The organism is uncultured Cellulomonas sp., from assembly GCF_963527515.1.
Classification (GTDB): Bacteria; Actinomycetota; Actinomycetes; order Actinomycetales; family Cellulomonadaceae; genus Cellulomonas.
The window spans coordinates 74,885-92,311 of record NZ_CAURTV010000004.1; the positions used below are offsets into that span (position 1 = coordinate 74,885).

At 72.8% G+C, this 17,427-nt stretch carries 8 protein-coding genes; 5 read left to right on the forward strand and 3 right to left on the reverse strand.

Annotated features, from left to right (window positions below):
• Positions 1-149: 149 nt before the first annotated feature.
• On the reverse strand, positions 150-2,477 hold the full coding sequence (hypF, locus tag RYN42_RS02420; RefSeq protein ID WP_315093408.1) for a carbamoyltransferase HypF: 2,328 nt from the start codon (positions 2,475-2,477) through the stop codon (positions 150-152).
• Positions 2,478-2,689: 212 nt separating this feature from the next.
• Between hypF and RYN42_RS02425 the strand changes: the two genes are divergently transcribed.
• The 5 genes from RYN42_RS02425 (at position 2,690) to RYN42_RS02445 (ending at position 11,857) form a co-directional block, all read left to right on the forward strand.
• On the forward strand, positions 2,690-3,706 hold the full coding sequence (locus RYN42_RS02425) for a 3-oxoacyl-[acyl-carrier-protein] synthase III C-terminal domain-containing protein (protein WP_315093410.1): 1,017 nt from the start codon (positions 2,690-2,692) through the stop codon (positions 3,704-3,706).
• 251 nt (positions 3,707-3,957) lie between these two features.
• The gene (locus RYN42_RS02430; protein WP_315093462.1) at positions 3,958-4,896 is read left to right on the forward strand and encodes an ABC transporter ATP-binding protein; all 939 of its coding nucleotides are present in this window, start codon (positions 3,958-3,960) and stop codon (positions 4,894-4,896) included.
• On the forward strand, positions 4,893-5,669 hold the full coding sequence (locus tag RYN42_RS02435) for an ABC transporter permease (RefSeq protein WP_315093412.1): 777 nt from the start codon (positions 4,893-4,895) through the stop codon (positions 5,667-5,669). The genes RYN42_RS02430 and RYN42_RS02435 overlap by 4 nt, the downstream gene beginning before the upstream one ends.
• A 98-nt stretch (positions 5,670-5,767) precedes the next feature.
• The gene (locus RYN42_RS02440) at positions 5,768-6,508 is read left to right on the forward strand and encodes an ABC transporter permease (protein ID WP_315093414.1); all 741 of its coding nucleotides are present in this window, start codon (positions 5,768-5,770) and stop codon (positions 6,506-6,508) included.
• Positions 6,509-6,547: 39 nt separating this feature from the next.
• Positions 6,548-11,857, forward strand: coding sequence for an SDR family NAD(P)-dependent oxidoreductase (locus RYN42_RS02445; protein WP_315093415.1), 5,310 nt, complete (start codon positions 6,548-6,550; stop codon positions 11,855-11,857).
• Between the two features lie 14 nt (positions 11,858-11,871).
• Here the strand turns inward: RYN42_RS02445 and RYN42_RS02450 are convergent, their stop codons facing one another.
• Entirely contained in the window at positions 11,872-14,142 is a 2,271-nt protein-coding gene (locus RYN42_RS02450; RefSeq protein WP_315093416.1) for a lantibiotic dehydratase, read from the reverse strand.
• Positions 14,139-17,399, reverse strand: coding sequence for a beta-ketoacyl synthase N-terminal-like domain-containing protein (locus RYN42_RS02455; RefSeq protein WP_315093417.1), 3,261 nt, complete (start codon positions 17,397-17,399; stop codon positions 14,139-14,141). The genes RYN42_RS02450 and RYN42_RS02455 overlap by 4 nt, the downstream gene beginning before the upstream one ends.
• Between the last annotated feature and the right edge of the window lie 28 nt (positions 17,400-17,427).

The following is a 17,427-nucleotide window of genomic DNA, read 5'->3' on the forward strand; positions in this document are numbered from 1 at the left end:
CGTCGTGGTCGGCCACGGGACGTCCCCGTATGCGGCCTCCCACTTCGCTGGGTGGATGACTCGACGCTCACGTCTTACGGGCACACGCATCGGCGACACCTCCGCCGGAGCACATGCACGTCTCGCGCCCTACTGATGTCGAGCTCTGGTCACCGGCTCGTCGCTGCGGCCAGAACCGCTTGCCCGAGGCTGAGACCGCCATCGTTGCAGGGAACGAAATGGTTCTTCACCACCGTGAATCCCGCATCCCGCAGCAGTGCGCTCGCACAGCGCAGCAGCAGGACGTTGGCAAACACACCGCCGGTGAGCCCGACGTGCTCGATACCGGTCTGCGCACGCTCGTAGCGCGCCGCATCGACGATCGCACGGGCCAGCCAGACGTGGAACCCAAGGGCGAGCTGCGCCGGGTCGCGATGGTCGTGGATCCCGTCGACAAGAGCAGCGAACATCTGTGCTGGGTCGAGCACGCGTTGTCTGGTGTCAGTGCCGGTTGCGTCGGTCCACCCCTCCGCTCCGGCAACGGCGGGGTCCCCGGTCCATCGTGAGGGTGCCTGCTCCGCGGCGAGAGCCGCCAGGATCTCCAGCTCGATCGCTGCATGGCCCTCGTAGCTGATGCGGTGGCGCAGCCCGAGCAGAGAGGACACAGCGTCGAACAGCCTCCCGACCGACGTCGTCGGCTCCCCGGCGCCAGGTCGGTTGAGCTCGTCAAGGAGGCTCGACCTCGATGCGGGAGCTGTGTCGGCGACCGAAGCCAACCCTTCGTCCCAGGGCAGTCCTGCACGGTGGAGCTGGGCCAATGCCATACGCCAGGGCTCCCCGACCGCCGCATCGCCACCGATCATGGTGGCCTCGACGAGGCTTGCTACTCGGACCATGGCGGCCTGGCCGCGCGCCGCCACGTCTGCGTCCGTCCGGAACCACTCGCCGCCCCAGATGGCTCCGTCGTCGCCGTAGCCGGTGCCGTCGAAGCAGACAATCAAGCAGGGAGTTCCGAGCAGTCGTTGCTCGGCAAGCAATGCAGCGGCATGCGCCCGATGGTGCTGCACCTCGACGAGAGGCACGGTGGCGAATCGGCGGGCCCAGGCGCGCGTCTGGTACTCCGGGTGGGCGTCAGCTGCCCACTGAACGGGGTTGACCTGGTAGAGGTCCATCACGTGGGCGGCGGTGGCGGCCAATGTCTGCTGGGACTCCCAGCCGGTCATATCGCCGAGGTGTTGAGAACACACCGCCTCCCGACCGTCGAGCACGCACACCGTGTTCTTGTGCTCCGCGCCCACGGCGAACGTCGCAGGAAAGTCGTGATCGAGGTGCAGCGGCAGCGGCGCGTAGCCGCGTGATCGTCGAATCGGGAAGATCTCGCCATCGACGATCCGGATCACTGAGTCGTCGCACGGAGCTGCGATCTGTCGGTCGTGCCCCAGGATCAGGTCGGCAAGGCCAAGAAGCAGATCAGTGTCGTCATCGCGGTAGCACAGTGGCTCGTCCGAGAAGTTGGCGCTCGTCATCACGAGTACCTCGGTCGGACCCTCGTGCGCTGGGCCAGGGTTCAGCAGAAGGTGGTGCAGGGGGGTGTACGCGATCATCACCCCGAGCTCCGGCATCCCCGGCGCCACCCCCAGGGCGACCGGGGCGTCGGGACGGCGAGCGGCCAGCAGGATCGGGCGCGCCGTGTCCGTGAGCGCCCTGATCGCCACGGGGTCGAGCTCGACGAGTCGCTCTGCAGCCGCCACGCTGCGTGCCATGAGCGCAAAAGGCTTGTCGGGGCGGAACTTCCGCTCCCGCAGCAGGGCGACAGCATCCTCGTCGTCCGCACGGCACGCCAGGTGATAGCCGCCGAGGCCCTTGACGGCCACGATGCCACCGTCCGCGAGGACAGCCCGCGCTCGAGTCAGCGCAGCCTCGTCACCGGAGATTCGACGAGCGCCGTCGTCGGCCCACAACCGTGGCCCACACGCTGGGCACGCCACCGGCTGGGCGTGGAAGCGTCGATCGGCCGGATCGCGGTACTCCCGATCGCAGGCGGGGCACATCTGGAACTCCGCCATCGTCGTACGCGGCCTGTCGTAAGGCAGTCCCGTGACGATGGTGAAGCGTGGCCCGCAGTTGGTGCAGGTGATGAAGGGATGTCGGTAACGCCGGTCAGCGGGGTCGAGCAGCTCCCTCAGGCAGTCGTCACATATTGCACAGTCGGGCGGAACCGTGGCTCGCGGACCGTCGGCCGAGGTGCTGGCGATGATGCGAAAGCCGACACGACCAGGCTCCTCCTGCACGGTCACGACCTGGACATCTCGAATGTCCGCCAGCGCTGGGGCCTCGAGTCGCAGCCGCAGGAGAAGCTCGTCGAGCTGACCGGCCAAGCCCTGGGCGTCGATGACGACACCCACCTCGGTATTGCATACCGAACCGGAAAGGCCGAGCTCGCCAGCGAGCCGATAGACATGGGGCCGGAATCCGACGCCCTGGACGACGCCGGTCACCAAGACATGTCGACGGGTCACGCCACCGGAGCCGAGCACGTCCGCGACAACTTCCCCGGGGGTCGTCGCTGAACCTCCGCCCTGATTCTCCCGTGCGGCTCCCCGCGCGTCAGGCGGCATGCGAGACTCCTCTCGAATCGGGTCGTTCGGCTCGGCTCGGCTCGGCTCGGCTGCATGATGGCACACCACCGCTGAGCCGACGAGGAGTCGAGATGTTCGGGATCGTGGCCCTGGGGACCACGCTCGGGGCCCCATACCTGGTCGCTGATGTCGTCGGTGAGTACAGCGCCGACACGGAGCGGATCCTCGGCTACGGCTACACGACCGTGCACCGCGCCCCCGCCGACGTCGGCGTGTCTGACCTCGCCCTGGCCGCCGCGCAGAACGCGCTCGACGCCGCCGGGGTCAGCGCGTCGGAACTCGACCTGCTCGTGCTGGGGCTCACCGACGTCTCGGAGTACCTGTACTGGGACGCGGCCGCCGCGCTGCAGTCGCGGTTGGGCGCCCGCCGGGCCGAAGCGGTCGTCATCACGCAGGCGTGCACCGCGTCGCTGAGCGCGATCGATCTGGTCGCCGGCAGGCTTGCGACGCGCCCCGACTACACGACAGCGCTCGTCATCGGGGCGAACCGGTGCTGCGAGCCCTACTGGAACCGGATGCAGACCCAGTCGATGGTCTTCTCGGACGGCGCAGCGGCGGCGGTGCTGCGGCGCGGCCACGACCGCAACCGGTGGCTGGCCAGCGAGTTGCTCACGGACGGCCGGTTCGCGGACTTCTACCGCATGGACGTCGGTGGGGCGGCGCGGCCGTTCACGACCCCAGCCGCGCCGGACGGCCCGGTTGCCGCCAGGGACGCGTGGGACATCATGGAGTTCTTCGACTACGACGACGGCGCGCTCACGGACTTCGCGCGCCTCATCGACGAGAATGCCCGCGAGGTGGTCGACCGCGCATGCGGTCGCGCGGGGCTGCGCCGCGAGGACCTCGACCACGTGATCCTCCTGCACGACAACCGCCGCGCGATGTCGTCGCTCGCTGCGGTCCTGGGTGTGGACCCCGAGCGGACCAACCTCGCGACCTCGCTCGCCACCGGGCACGTCGGCGCCGCCGACCAGCTCCTCTCACTCGCCGACGCCCTCAATCGCGGGCGGGTAAGCCCGGGCGACCGCGTCGCGCTCGTTGGAGTGGGGCGGGGCATGCACTGGGCGTGCACGCTCCTTGAAGCGTAGCGATGGCCGAGCCGGTGGACGCGTCTGAGGCGGGGAGTGCGCGGGCGCTCGGCTATGCCTTGCGGCTGGTGGTTCCCGCCGCCACGTTGTTGCTCCGGGCGGGCGCATCGTGACCTCGATGCCCGATTTCCGATTCGCCAGCGTCCGCGGCGGCGGCACGGTACGTTCTGTCCCACGGCGTCCGAGCACATGTCGCCGCGATTCACGCCAAGTAGCTGACAGGGGGTCGTCGCTCAGTGCTCGCGGTCGATGTGCAGGCAGTCTCTCGGACGTATGCCGGTCGGGGTGGCCGCGACCCGGTTGTCGCGCTAGACGGCCTTGACCTCTCAGTCGCCGAAGGTGAGGTGCACGGGTTGCTGGGCCCCAATGGCGCCGGGAAGACGACATTGGTGAAGATCCTCTCCACTGTGCTCCTGCCCACCACCGGCACCGCACGCATCCTGGGCCACGACGTCGTCGAGGATGTCGACGTCGTCCGCCGCACCCTCGGCGTCGTGCTTGGTGGGGAGCGAGGGCTGTACACGCGGGTCTCGGCCAAGCGGAACATGTACTTCTGGGGCGCTCTGTACGGGCTCGGTCGCAGCGCTACGCGGGAACGCACCGAGATGCTTCTGGAACGCGTGGGCCTCGCCGACCACGCCGACCACCCAGTCGAGTCCTTCTCCCGTGGGATGAAGCAGCGCCTGCACCTTGCCCGCGGGCTGATCCACGACCCGAGGGTGTTGTTCCTTGACGAGCCGAGCAGCGGCATGGACCCGGTCGCCGCGCGCGAGTTCCGCGACCTGGTGCGCGAGCTGCAGTCCGAGGGCCGCTCGATCCTGCTGACCACGCACAACATGGCGGAGGCCGAGGATCTCTGCGATCACGTGACCTTGATCGACAAGGGGCGCGTGCTCCTGACTGCTCGAACCGTCGAGGCTGCCCGTGCGCTCGGCACCCGGGAGTGCGTCGACTTCGAGACCGCGGATCCCGACCTCGTCGTGGCGCTGGGCGACCAGGTGTTCGTCGACACGGTCGACCCGCTCCCCGGCGTCGCTCAGGGGTGGAGGGCGTTCCCGACGGATACCGACGGCATCGGGCCAGTGCTCCGCTGGCTCGTCGACCGGGGAGTGCTCTCGGCCCGACGCGCCGAACCGTCGCTCGAGGACGTGTACGTGCGGCTCGTGGGCGCCCGCGGCCTGGCCCTGTGATCGCGCTGCAGCTGGTAGGCGCGGGCTTCCGCCTGCAACTCGCCATCACTCGACGGACCCCCGCACAGTTCCTCGTGCTGGTGGCGGCACCGCTGTTCAGCGCGATCTTCCTCTCGCTCGCGATCCAAGGCGGAGACCCGGCCATGGTGGTGAACGCCGTAGTGGGTCCGGGGCTCATCGGACTCTGGTCGATCTCGCTCGACGTCGCCGGATCCATGCTCAGCGAAGACCGCTACACGGGCCGGCTCGAGCTGATCATCGGGTCGCCCGGCTCGCTGAACCTTTCGGTGCTGGGCCGGATCATGGCCGTGACCGTCGTCGGGGGGCTCGCGTTCCTTGAGTCGTGGCTCGTGGCCCGGGTCGGGTTCGGGGTCGAGGTCCCCGTGCTCAACCCAGGGATCGTGGGCCTGGCCCTTGTCGCCACGATTCTCGCGACCGCCGGGACGGCGACGATGCTCGCCGCGCTGTTCATGCTCTCCCGGACCGTCGACGTCTACAAGAACGCGATGAGCTACCCCATTTACATACTCGGCGGAGTCGTGGTCCCGGCGGCGCTCCTTCCCGGCTTCCTCGGCCCGCTGAGCAAGGTCGTGTATCTCTCATGGAGTGCAGACCTGCTCCGGGAGTCGATGTCGGATGCGCAGGTCACGGAGGTCGCGGCACGCCTGGGGGCGATCGTCGGGCTCGGCGCAGTCGCGCTGGTGATCTCGACCATCCTGACGCGGACGGTCCGGGAACGGCTGCGGCGCTCCGCGACGGCGGCGTTCGCATGACGGTCGGCACCGGCACCCACACACCGGTCGTGCCGGTCGAAGGCTTCCGGCGAGCCCTGGACCTCGGTCGTGAGTCTGTCAGTTTCGCTTGGGCGGACATGCGCGCCACCTACACCTGGCGCACCTACTTCTTCGCGTGGATGGCCCGGCTGCTCCTGCAGGTCGTGTTCTTCGCCATGGTCGCGGGTTACACGGGCGACGAGGCGAGCATGCGGTACGCCCTCGTCGGGAATGCGATCGCCCTCGGCGCGCTCGAGGCGATGGTGGTCGTCGCCCTGATGGTGCAGGAGCGGTGGACCGGGACGCTTCCGTTGCTCGCGATCGCCCCGACGAGCCACGTGCCCGTCTACCTGGGCCGCGGCCTGCACTTCCTGGTGAGCGGCATGATCTCCTCGACGATCGCCTTCGTCGTCCTCCCGGCCGCCACCGGCGTACCGCTGCCATGGCCTCGTGCCGCTCTCGCGCTGCCGCTGATCGTCGTCGTCTGCCTGTCCAGCTACTGCTACGGCTGCTTCCTCGCCAGCGTCGCCCTGCGGCACTTCTCCGTCACGTGGTTGATTCTCAACCTCGGCTATCTGCCGATCATGGCGTTCTGCGGGGTCAACGTGCCGACCTCCTTCTGGCCCGCGCCTCTCGAGGCCGTCGCGCTCCTGCTCCCGCTGACCCACGGCCTCGCCGCCATCCGAGGCGTGCTCGACGGCAGCCCCACAGCGTGGATTCTCGGGGAGGCAGGGCTCGAAGTCCTGGTCGGGCTCGCCTGGCTCACCGTCGCGATCTTCTCCATCCGGCTCGTGGTCCGGCGGGGTGTCGCCGACGGGACGCTGGAGTTCAGCAGCTGAACCGCGCACGTGCCCGTAAAGGCAGGATCTGAGGAGAGCATGGACACATCTGTCGCGGTCGTGGGTCTGGCTGCGCGACTTCCCGGGTCGCGCGACGCGGGCGAGCTGTGGGAGCACCTCGTGGCCGGCGTGGACGGCATCACGCACTTCACGCAGGCGGAGCTCGATGCCGCGGGCGTGCCGTCCGAGGTCTCCACCCACCCGGACTTCATCGCCGCTGAGCCGCGGGTCGCGGACGTGGACCAGTTCGACGCCGGGCTGTTCGGCATGACGCCGCGGGAGGCGCACCAGGCGGACCCCCAGATGCGGCTGTTCGTCGAGAGCTGCCACGCGGCGCTCGAGGACGCAGGCGTCGACCCGTTCCGCGTGCCCGGAAAGGTCGCTGTGTTCGGGGCCGCGGGGATGCCGATCTACCTGTTCGAGCACCTGATGCCCCAGGTCGATCCGAGCAACCAGGGCCAGCTATCGATGCTGAACAACGGCGACTACTTCGCCACCCAGGTCGCGTTCCGGCTCAACCTCACCGGGCCCGCGCTGACGGTGCTGACAGCCTGCTCGAGCTCGCTCACCGCGGTGCAGCTCGCCGTGCAGTCCCTGAGCACGGGCCAGTGCGACGTGGCGCTCGCCGGCGGCGCGAACGTCGAGCTCGACGCCCGGTTCGGGTACTTCTACGCGCCCGGGAGCGTCCGCAGCAGCGACGGCCGGTGCCGTCCGTTCGACGCGTCGGGCGGCGGCACGGTGTTCGGCAGCGGGGCCGGTGCGGTCGTGCTCAGACGCCTCGAGGACGCGGTCGCGGACGGCGACCACGTGTACTGCGTCATCCGCGGCGCGGCGATCAACAACGACGGCAAGGTCAAGGAGGGTGGGTTCGGGGCGCCGAGCGTCGATGGGCAGGCCGACTGCATCCGCTCGGCCATGCGCGACGCCGGCGTCCTGCCCTCGCAGATCGCTTACGTCGAGGCGCACGCCACAGGGACCCGTGTCGGCGACCCGATCGAGCTCGCGGCGCTCGCGGCGGCCTGGGACTCGCTCGAGCCCGGGCCCCGCACCGCGCCGCCGTCCGCGATCGGCTCCATCAAGTCGAACATCGGTCACGTCGTGCAGGCCGCCGGTGTTGCCGGGCTGATCAAGATCGCCCTCGCCCTGGACCGCGAGGTGATCCCCCCGTCGATCAACGTCGACACCGTGATGCCGGAGCTCACCACCGTCGACTCCCCGTTCCGCCTCGCGACCGCGGCCGAGCCTTGGCCGCGCACCCCCGACGCCCCGCGCCGTGGGGCGATCAGCTCCTTCGGGGCGGGCGGCACCAACGTCCACCTGGTCGTCGAGGAGGGTCCCGTCGCCGCCGCCACCCCGTTGTCCGGCCGCGAGCGCCTGGTGCTGTGGTCGGCCCGGTCGGCGGCCGCCGCCGACGAGCTGGCGGGTCCGCTGGCGGACCACCTGGCGACGACCGCAAGGTACGAGGACAGCGTGACCACGCTGCAGCGTGGCCGGTCGGTGTTCCGACACCGGCGCGCGGTCGTGCTGCAGGGTCCCGAGCACGCGGCCACGGCTCTCGCCGGGGAGCTCCCCGCCCGGCCGGTAGCCGCGGGTCGCGCGGGTGCGGTCCCGCCCGCGGTGGTCCTCGCCTTCTCCGGGCAGGGCGCCCTCAGTCCCGGTGCCGGGCTGGACTTGTACGCGACTGACACCCGGTTCGCCGCGCACGTGGACTGCGCTTTCGCGTTGTGCGGTCCCGCCGGCGATCGGGCGCGCAGCGTGTGGCAGGACGCGACGGCCGGGGCGCGCCTGCTGGACACCGACGTGGCGCAAGTCGTGCTGTTCGCGCTGGAGCTGGCCCTCGCGCGCACGATGACCGACTGCGGTGTCACCGTCTCGGCCGTCACCGGGCACAGCCTCGGGGAGCTCGTCGCGGCGACGTTCGCGGGCGTCCTGGCGCCGGTCGACGCCGCCAAGGTCGTCGTTGCACGGGCGTCGGCGATGCAGGCCATGGAGCGCGGCTCGATGGCGGCCGTCCTCGCCGCCGAAGCCACCACCCGCGACCTGATGCCGGACACCCTCGACATCGCCGCCGTGAACGGCGAGCGTGAGACGGTCGTGTCCGGCCCTGATGACGAGGTCGCGCGGTTCCTCGCCGAGTTGCGGGGGCACGGCGTCCGGACCACGCTGCTGCGCACGTCCCACGCCTTCCACAGTCGCGCGATGGCCGGGGCATGCGAGCCGCTGCTGGCCGCGTTCGAGGGCGTCACGCTGCGCCCGCCGACGCTCACGCTCATCTCGGCCGCCGCAGGCCGAGCAGTCGTCAACGAGGCGACCCGCCCGGAGTTCTGGGTGGACCAGCTCACGCAGCCGGTGCGCTTCGCCGACGCCGTGGACGCCCTGGGCGGTCTCGCGCAGAGCACCCAGAAGCGCCGTGACGTCGTCGTCGTCGAAGTCGGCCCGGGCCAGGTGCTCACCGGCCTCGTCGCCGGGCGCACCGCCGGACGGGACGACGGTGTGTTCGCGGTCCCGGCGCTGCCGCGGCAGCGCGCGGGTGACGGGCCCGGCGAGAGACGCGACCTCCTGGGCGCCCTGGGACGCGCGTGGACGCTCGGTGTGGACCTGGACGTCCGGGCACTCGATGCGGACGCCCCCTCGCGACGGGTGCCGGTGCCCGGCTACCGCTACGAGAGGGAGCAGTTCTGGGTCGACACCCCGCCGTGGCGTGCGCGGGCCCCCCTGTCGGGAGCCGCGGACCCCGCCCCCGTCGACGCCTCCGCGGCACCCGCCATCCATCCGGTCGTAAGCACCCCCTACTCCGCCATCCGGTGGAACGACGTCGACCGACCGCAGAGCCGGCGGCGCTCGTCGCTGACCGTCGCGCTGCTGCCCGCCGACCGCGACCTCGCGCGACGGTTGCTCGTCGCCCTGCAGCAGACCAGCGACCGGGTGGTCGCGGTGCGTCCCGGTCCGTCCTACGAGGCCGCGGCGCGCGGCACGACTCTGGACGCCACGGAGCCCGCGCAGCTCGCCCGGCTGCTGGCGGACTCCCTCGCCGCCGGGCAGGTCCCGGACCGGGTCGTCCACGCGACGACGTGCGACGGGTGGGAGGACCTGGCCGTCGCCAACGTCCGTGCGCAGCAACGCGCCTCCTTCGACTCGGTGCTCCAGCTGCACCAGGAGCTCGCGCGCGCGCCTATGCCGGCCCCGGAGCTCCTGGTCCTGACCAGCCGCTCGGTCGACGTGTCGGGCGCCGAGACCATCGACCCCGTCAAGGCCACGCTCCACGGACTGGTGCGGACGCTCGCACTGGAGGCCCGGTCCGGCCGGACTCGTCTGGTCGACGTCGACGGAGGGGTCGCGGAGGACGACCTCGTCGACGAGCTGGCCGCCGACGGCGTCGACGAGCCCGTCGTCGCGCTCCGCGGTCCGCGCCGATGGGTACCGTCGGAGCAGCCGCTGGACGTCGAGGCCCGCGGGACGACAGTCTTGCGACGCCGCGGCGTCTACCTGGTGACCGGCGGGCTGGGCGGCCTGGGGGCGGAGCTCGTCGTCGGGCTCGCGCGCACCGGCCTCCAGCCGCGCATCGCCGTGGTCGGTCGTCGCGCGCTCCCCGAGACGCCGTCGCGCGCCCACGCGGCGATCGAGGAAGCCACGGAGCTCGGCGCGGAGGTCCGGGTCCTCACCGGAGACATCGGCGACGAGCGGGACGTGCAGCGGATCCTCGACATCGTCGCGGCGCGCTGGTCCTCGATCGACGGCGTCTTCCACCTTGCCGGCCTGCCCGGCGGCGGGGTCGCGGCGCTGCGGGACCTGGAGGCCGCGCGCGCCGTTCTGCACCCCAAGGTCACGGGCACGACCGTGCTGGTCGATGCGCTCCGGAACCGGCGGGCGCCCGAGTTCTGGGTCAGCTTCGCCAGCCGAGCGGGCGTCACCGGCCTGGCGGGCAGTGCCGACTACGCCGCCGCCAACGCGTTCCTCGACGCCGTGGCCGGTTCGCCCCCGCTGCACGACATGCGGATGGTCAGCGTCGACTGGCCGAGCTGGCGGGACGTCGGCATGGCTGTCCCCGGTCTGGCTGCCCTGACCCAAGAGGCGACCGGCACCACGACATACACGGAGGAGCTCAGCCCGTCGGCGACCTGGGCGCTCGACGAGCACCGGCTCGAGGGTGTCCCCGTGCTGCCCGGTGCGGCGCAGGTCGACCTCGTCGTCCGAGCGTTCCGGGCGGTGCTGGGACCCGGCGAGGGTCCCCTGCAGCTCATGGACGTCGCGTTCACCGCGGCCCTGGTGGCGCACGAGCCGACGTGCGTCGAGGTCACGTTCACTCCCACGGGCCACGCGTGGCGCGTGCAGGTGCGCTCACGGCCGGCGCCCTCCGCCGACCCCGCCGCGTGGCGGACCCACTCCTCGGGCACCATCCAGCACGCCGGAGAGGACGCGACCCTCGGGCGCGTGGACCTGGCGCCGCTGCGCGAGCGTCTGACGGGCCACGCGGTCGCCGACCGCGTGCAGGACGCGAGCCGCTCCTTCGTCCTGGGCCCGCGCTGGGACGCGATCAGTGCGGAGCACCACAGCGACGAGCTCACCCTCGTGGACATCGCCCTGGCGGCGCCGTTCGCAGCGGACCTCGAGGTCCACCCCCTGCACCCGGCGCTGCTCGACTGCGCGACGGCGGCTGCCCGCGACGTCGCGGCCGGCGCGTTCGTCCCGTTCATGTACGGGTCAGTTCGCGTCGGCCGGACGCTCCCCGGGCGGTTCACCTCCGTGGTCAGGCGCACGCGCACCTCCGCGGAGGTCATCTCCGCGGACATCGACCTGGTGCTCCCGGACGGGTCGGTCGCCGTGGCGATCCGGGACTTCGTCATGCGCCGGTTCGACGCCGAGGGGTTCATGACCCGGTCGGACGCCGGCGCGGCACCGACCGGTCCCGCGGCGACAGCTGTCGGACCGGGCATCCTCCCGACGGTCGGCGTGGACCTCACCCTGCGCCTGCTGTCCGCGCGCACGCCCCGCCAGGTCGTGGTCCGCCCGTTCGTCGACGGGCTCCCTGTCCCGCTGCGGGTCGGGCTGCCGGCCGCCGGCCCCGCCACGGCGCTCGTCGCACCCGACCTCGCCGACGTGCCGACGGCCGGCCCGGGAGACGCGGAGGAGCCGACGGCCACCGCGAACGAGCGGATGCGGGCCGTCTGGCTCGCGGTCCTGGGCTCGGTCGACCTCGACGACGACGACGACTTCTTCGACGTCGGCGGCACGTCACTCTCCGCGATCGAGCTCGTGGCGCGGATCCGCGACGAGTTCGGGACGGCGCCCTCGATCGCCGACCTGCTCGACTTCCCGACGCTGGCCGGGCTCGCGGCCAAGGTGGTCTGAGCGGGCGGTTGCCCTCAGCGAGGGTCGTCCTCGCGGGGCAGCCGGACCGGGGTGCCGGCAGTCGTTGCGTCGACCACGACGACGCGGAGCTCGCTCGTGAAGGCGTCGTCGCCGGACCGCACCCACAGCTCGTCGGGCGCCGGGAGCATCTCGACGATCCTGGCGTTCGACCCCGGCCCGCGCAGCTGCTCGCGCCGCAGCGCCTGGGCCAGCGCCCGCAGGAGGAGCGGCGCGGTTCGGTCGACGAGGAAGGGCTTGCGCTCTCCGCCGAGCTTCACGAACACGTGGCGCGGGCACCCCAGGGCGGCGAGCCGCGCGGCGAGCGTGTCGGCGTCCTGCGGTGACGGCCCCGACGAGAGCCCCGCGAGGAGGTCCGCCACGGGGACGGTCCAGGTGGCCCGCTCGACCACGACGTCGTCCAGGACGAGCCGGGGGAGCGTCGGCGCCGCCGGCCGGACGTGGAAGCGGTCGACGACCAGAGCGGAGAGGAACTCGCCGAAGAACTCGGCGACCGGCCGCGACCATGCCTGGCCGACAGGCTCCACCCAGAGTTGCACACCGTCGTCGCGCACGACGAGCGCGGTGGCCTCGAGCCCTCGGGCCCCGTCGGCGCGTCCCTCGTCCGTGGCGTAGGACCAGTAGTCGTAGTGATCAGGCAGGTCCATGCCGAGCGGGGGGTACGTCCGCGACGTCACCTCGCGTGACGACCGCGGCCAGACCGGCACGATGCGCCCGTCGGGGTAGTCGTGGCGCGTCCACGCCAGCAGGGTGTCCCGGTCGTCGGACTGCGTGACGAACGGGCGGTTCTCGAGCGTGTTCAACGCCAGGTGGAGCTCGCCGAGCACCCACTGCGGGGAGCCGTCGGCCCGGGTGCCCAGCATCAGGTCCGGACTGTGCTGGCGCGCGCTCTGCCACGGGAGCCGGGCCGGGGCCGGGAACAGGGCCTCGACGAGCGCGTCGACGTCCGTGGACCGCAGGTGCAGGACGCCCTCGACGGTGGTGCCGCAGGAGAGCACCTCGGACCACCGTGCCTGGAAGTCGGCGACGACGCGGTGCACGGCGGTGGCCGGCGCTCCAGAAAGGACGTCCGCGGACGCCAGCAGCAGCCGCGCGAGGGTGACCTCGGCGCCGGTGCGCGTCAGGCGCGCGTACCGGCCGCGCAGCTCACGGACGACCTCGCCGGCGACCTCGCTCACGAGCCACCGCGCCGACTGCAGGAGCAGGCCGAGCGGGGCACGGAGCGGGTCCAGCAGCTCGCCGCCGACGACCGCGTCGAGGTCGCGCCGGCAGTCCTCGTAGAGGACACCCCGCCCGTAGTCCGCGCCCGTGCGGTCCACAGGGGTGTCCCCCACCAGCTCCTGCACCAGCTCACCGCACGCAGCCAGCGCAGACACGACCCGGAGGGGGTCCCCGGCCGCGTCCGCCGCTGCGGCGACCGCACGGTCGAGCTCGTCGAGCCGGCTGAGCCAGCGGTCGCGAGCCGGAGAGGGCGCCAGTCCCTCGAGCCGGGCGCGCAGCCACGCCTCCGGGTGCTCGCCCAACGGCACCGCGATCCCGCGCAGGACCAGCCCGTCAGCCTCGAGCCCGGCGAGGGTCTCGCCGCCGTCGGCGGGGACGACGTCCGGGAGCAGCCGGGTCAGCTCCGCGAGCGTGCGCGGCTCACCCAGAGCCTGCAGGATCGCGGCCCTCGCCGGTGCGGCCGGGAGCCACTCGCCACGCGGCGGGACGATCGCGTCCGGCCGCACAGCGCACAGGGGGTGACGGCGCAGCGGCAGGTGGTCGGCCAGCTCCGGGTCGGCACTGACGGCAGCGGCGATCGCGGCGACCACCCAGCCCTCGACGAAGACCGAGCGTGAGCGCAGCTGCAGGTCTCCCGACGTCGTCACGCCGTGCTGGGCGGGCTCGAACCGTGCCCAGGCGACCGGTCCGAAGAAGCCGATCGTCTCGTTCTTGGCGCAGTACCGCTGGGCGAGCGTCGCCAGCAGCTGCTCCCGCTGGCCCCGACGGGACAGCGCGACGTCGACCGCGCCGGACCGAGCGGCATCGAGCGCTCGCCGGTGGAAGTCGCCCAGCCAGTTGGTCACGATGGCGGGGTTCTGCCACGCCACGGCCTCGACGAGCTCGGGATGCGCCGCGAGCTCGTGGGTCCGGGCCGGGTGGGCGCCGGCCGTGCCGCCGAGAAGGTCCAGCCAGCCCACGGGCATCCCCGCCGTCCGCAGGGCCCCGAGCGACCAGAGCTCCCAGGTCCCGACCAGGGGCACGTGGGGCGACGCGCCTGCCGTCACGTGACCGTGACCAGGTCGGGCAGCTCGCCAGTCAGGGCGTCGAGCAGCGTCTTCCCGAGCGACGACGAGCCGGGGCCGGCGGCCAGGAACACCGTGCGGTCCCGCGCGAGCAGCCCGATGTCGGTGGCAGAACGCCAGGCGGCCGCCGCAGCGAGGCCGTCGGTCGCGGTGGCCTCTCGGCGCAGCACGGCCGCCACGACGTCGGCGCCTCGGGGGTGGCCAGTGGCGACGGCTCCGGCCAGCGCCTCCACCGACGTGCCGCCGACGTCAGCGACCAGCACGATCGCGTCCGGTTCCGCCACCGCCCGGGACACTCGGCCGAGGTCGTCGGTGGTCGGCGTCCACGCGATCGTGGTGATGCGGGGCCCCGAGTCGGCGATGTGGGCGAGCCGCCCCTCGGTGGCAGCCGCGGGCGCGGTGACGACGACGAGCTCGAGACCGGAGCCCGCCTCGGCGACGGCCTCCGCGAGCGCCGTCGCCGTCGCACCGTCCGCGTCGACGACGAGCACGGTCGTTCCCCGGCGCAGAGGGAGCGCGCGGCCCGGGCGGGTGACAGGGACACCGGCGAGGGTCCATGTCCGCCGGCCGCGCAGAGCCACGGTGCCGGGCGAAGCGGCCAGCCGGCGGCCGAGCAGGTCCGGGGGGACGTCGTCGTCGAGGTCGATCCACGTCGAGCCGACGACGACCGTGAGGGCGGTGTGCGCGGTGAGCGCCGCGGCGGATGCCGGACGGGACGCCCCGGTGATCTCGGTGGCGTCGCGGGTGAGCGTCACCCACCTGGGCGGGTGCGCCAGCGCGCCGAGCGCTGCAGCGAGCGCCACGATGCCGTCGCGTCCGCCGGTCGGCTGCGCGTCGGGCGCCAGGCCGAGGCCGTGCAGCACGAGGTCGGGCACGCGCCCGCGCTGCCGCAGGTCCTCGACGACCCGCGCGACGTCCGCGGGGTCGTCCAGACGCGCGGTGTACCGCTCGCGGTCACGATCGAACCCGTTGCCGTGGGCGAGTCGGACCACGTCGAACCCGGTGTGCCGGAGCGCCACCACCGTCGTGCGCGCCAGCTCTGCGTCGGGGGGCAGCAGCGCCAGGGCGATCCCCGGCTCGGGCGCGTCAGCGCCGTCCGCCAGCAGGCCGACGCTGACGTCACGCCAGACCGGGGACACCACGGCGGGACGCTCGACGTCCGCGGCCTGCTCCCGCTCGACCCAGAACCGTGCCCGGACATACGGCGACGGGGGCAGCGCCACCCGACGCCGCGGCGGTCGCAGGCCGGCGTCGGCCCACGAGACGTCCCGCCCGGAGACCCAGAGCGAGGCGACGGCCTCGAGGTGCGCGCGCTCGACGTGATAGACGGGGCGCGTGGGGACGCCCAGCACCGCCGCGTCGACCGGCTGCCCCTCGGTCACCCGTCCGGTCGCGATGTCGATCGCCCGCTCGAAGGGCGCGTCCGCGGCCAGAGCCATCGGGTCGACACCGAACGCCAGCCACGTGCGCGCGAGCGCGACCCGGGCGCCGAGCGAGGTCTGCGCGTCCCAGGCCGCGGCGGAGCCGTCCGACTCGTGCTCCGCCTCCCACTCCGCGAGGTGCCCGTCCAGGGTCGGCACCTCGCGGCGAAGCCGGACGAACGCAGCGGGCTCGTCGTCGGTGAGGCCGGGGAGCCGTACCTGCGGGGGGTGGTGCACGGCGTCGAGCACGCGGGCCGGGTCCGCGAGCCCGGCCCGGGCGTCGCGCGCGTCGTCGCACACGAGGGCGCGCCGCACGCGCAGCGCCGCCCGTCCGTGCTGCAGCGTCGCGACCGTGTCCGCCAGCTCCGCGTCGCCCGAGCGGGCGAGGTGCACCGAGAGCCGCTCCGCCATCCCGTCACAGGTGACGGCGGTGCGCCCCGACCACACCAGCAGCCGCGGTCGGTGGTCCAGGTCGGAGGCGGGAGCCGCCGGACCCTCGGCGAGCACGACATGGGCGTTGGTGCCGCCGATGCCGAGCGAGCTCACTCCCGCCAGGCGAGGGCTGCCCTCCACGCGCGGCCAGGACGTCAGCTCGTCGATCACGTGGAACGGGGTCCGCGCGAGGTCCAGACGGGGGTTCGGCTCCGTGAACCCGACCGTCGGCGGTAGCTGCTCGCGGTCGAGGGCGAGGATCGCCTTGAGCAGACCCACCAGCCCCGCGACCGGGCCGAGATGGCCGACGTTCCCCTTCACGGAGCCGAGACCGCACGCCCCGTCCTGCAGCTCGTCGCCCGCGAGGGTGCGATACGCGTGGGTCAGGGCGGCGACCTCGACCGGGTCCCCAAGCGGTGTCCCCGTCCCGTGCGCCTCCACGTACCCGACGCCCGCGGGGCTGGCGCCTGCCATGACCATCGCCTCGACGACCGCCCCGGCGTGGCCGGCGATGCTCGGGGCGCCGAAGCTCAGCTTGTCGGCGCCGTCGTTGGTGACGGCGCTGCCGCGGACCACGGCGTGGATCCGGTCCCCGTCCCGCTCGGCGTCCGCGAGCGGCCTGAGCACGAGGGCGACGGCACCGCTGCCGAAGACCGTCCCGTCGGCCGCCGCGTCGAACGGTCGGCAGGTCCCGACGCGCGAGAGGATCCCGCCCTCCGACCAGGTGTAGCCGTGCCCCCACGGGAGCTCCACGTCGGCACCGCCGACGACCGCGACGTCACAGTCCCCGGCCCGCAGGGCCTGACAGGCGAGATGAAGTGCCACGAGGCCGCTCGAGCAGGCGGTGCGCACGGTGAGGCTGGGTCCTCGCAGGTCCAGCCGGTAGGACAACGAGGTCGCGACGTAGTCGCTCTGGTTGAGGGTGCTGAAGGCGACCTCGACACCGTCCGCGGGTGACCGGGCGGGCAGGTTGAGCGTGGCGTACCGGTTGGCGCCCGCGGTCGCGAAGACCCCGACGCTGGCATCGGTCCACGGCACAGCGTGGCCGCTGTGCTCGAGGGCGGTGTGGGCCACCTCGAGGAAGAGGCGGATCTGCGGGTCCATGCCGGCGGCGTCGCGGGCCGTGATCCCGAACAGCTCCGCGTCGAATGACTCCACCTCACGTACGGGCGCCCAGGCCGGCACGTACCGGGGATCAGCCGCGAGCGCGGCCGGGACACCGGCGGCGGCCAGCTCCTCCCGCGTCAGGGCGACGATGGACCCGCGGCCCTGCACCAGGTTCGACCAGAACTCCTCGACGTCGTCGGCGCCAGGCACGCGTGCCGCGAGCCCCACCACCGCGATCGCGTCCACCGAGCCGTCCGCGGCGTCGAGCAGTGGGTGCACAAAGGGTCCTTCCTGGGGTGACTCGCAC

Bases quoted from the DNA above. Each gene is read 5' to 3' on its own strand.
- RYN42_RS02445 (WP_315093415.1), top strand. From the start codon at position 6,548: ATGGACACATCTGTCGCGGTCGTGGGTCTGGCTGCGCGACTTCCCGGG.
- RYN42_RS02425 (WP_315093410.1), top strand. From the start codon at position 2,690: ATGTTCGGGATCGTGGCCCTGGGGACCACGCTCGGGGCCCCATACCTG.
- RYN42_RS02440 (WP_315093414.1), top strand. From the start codon at position 5,768: ATGCGCGCCACCTACACCTGGCGCACCTACTTCTTCGCGTGGATGGCC.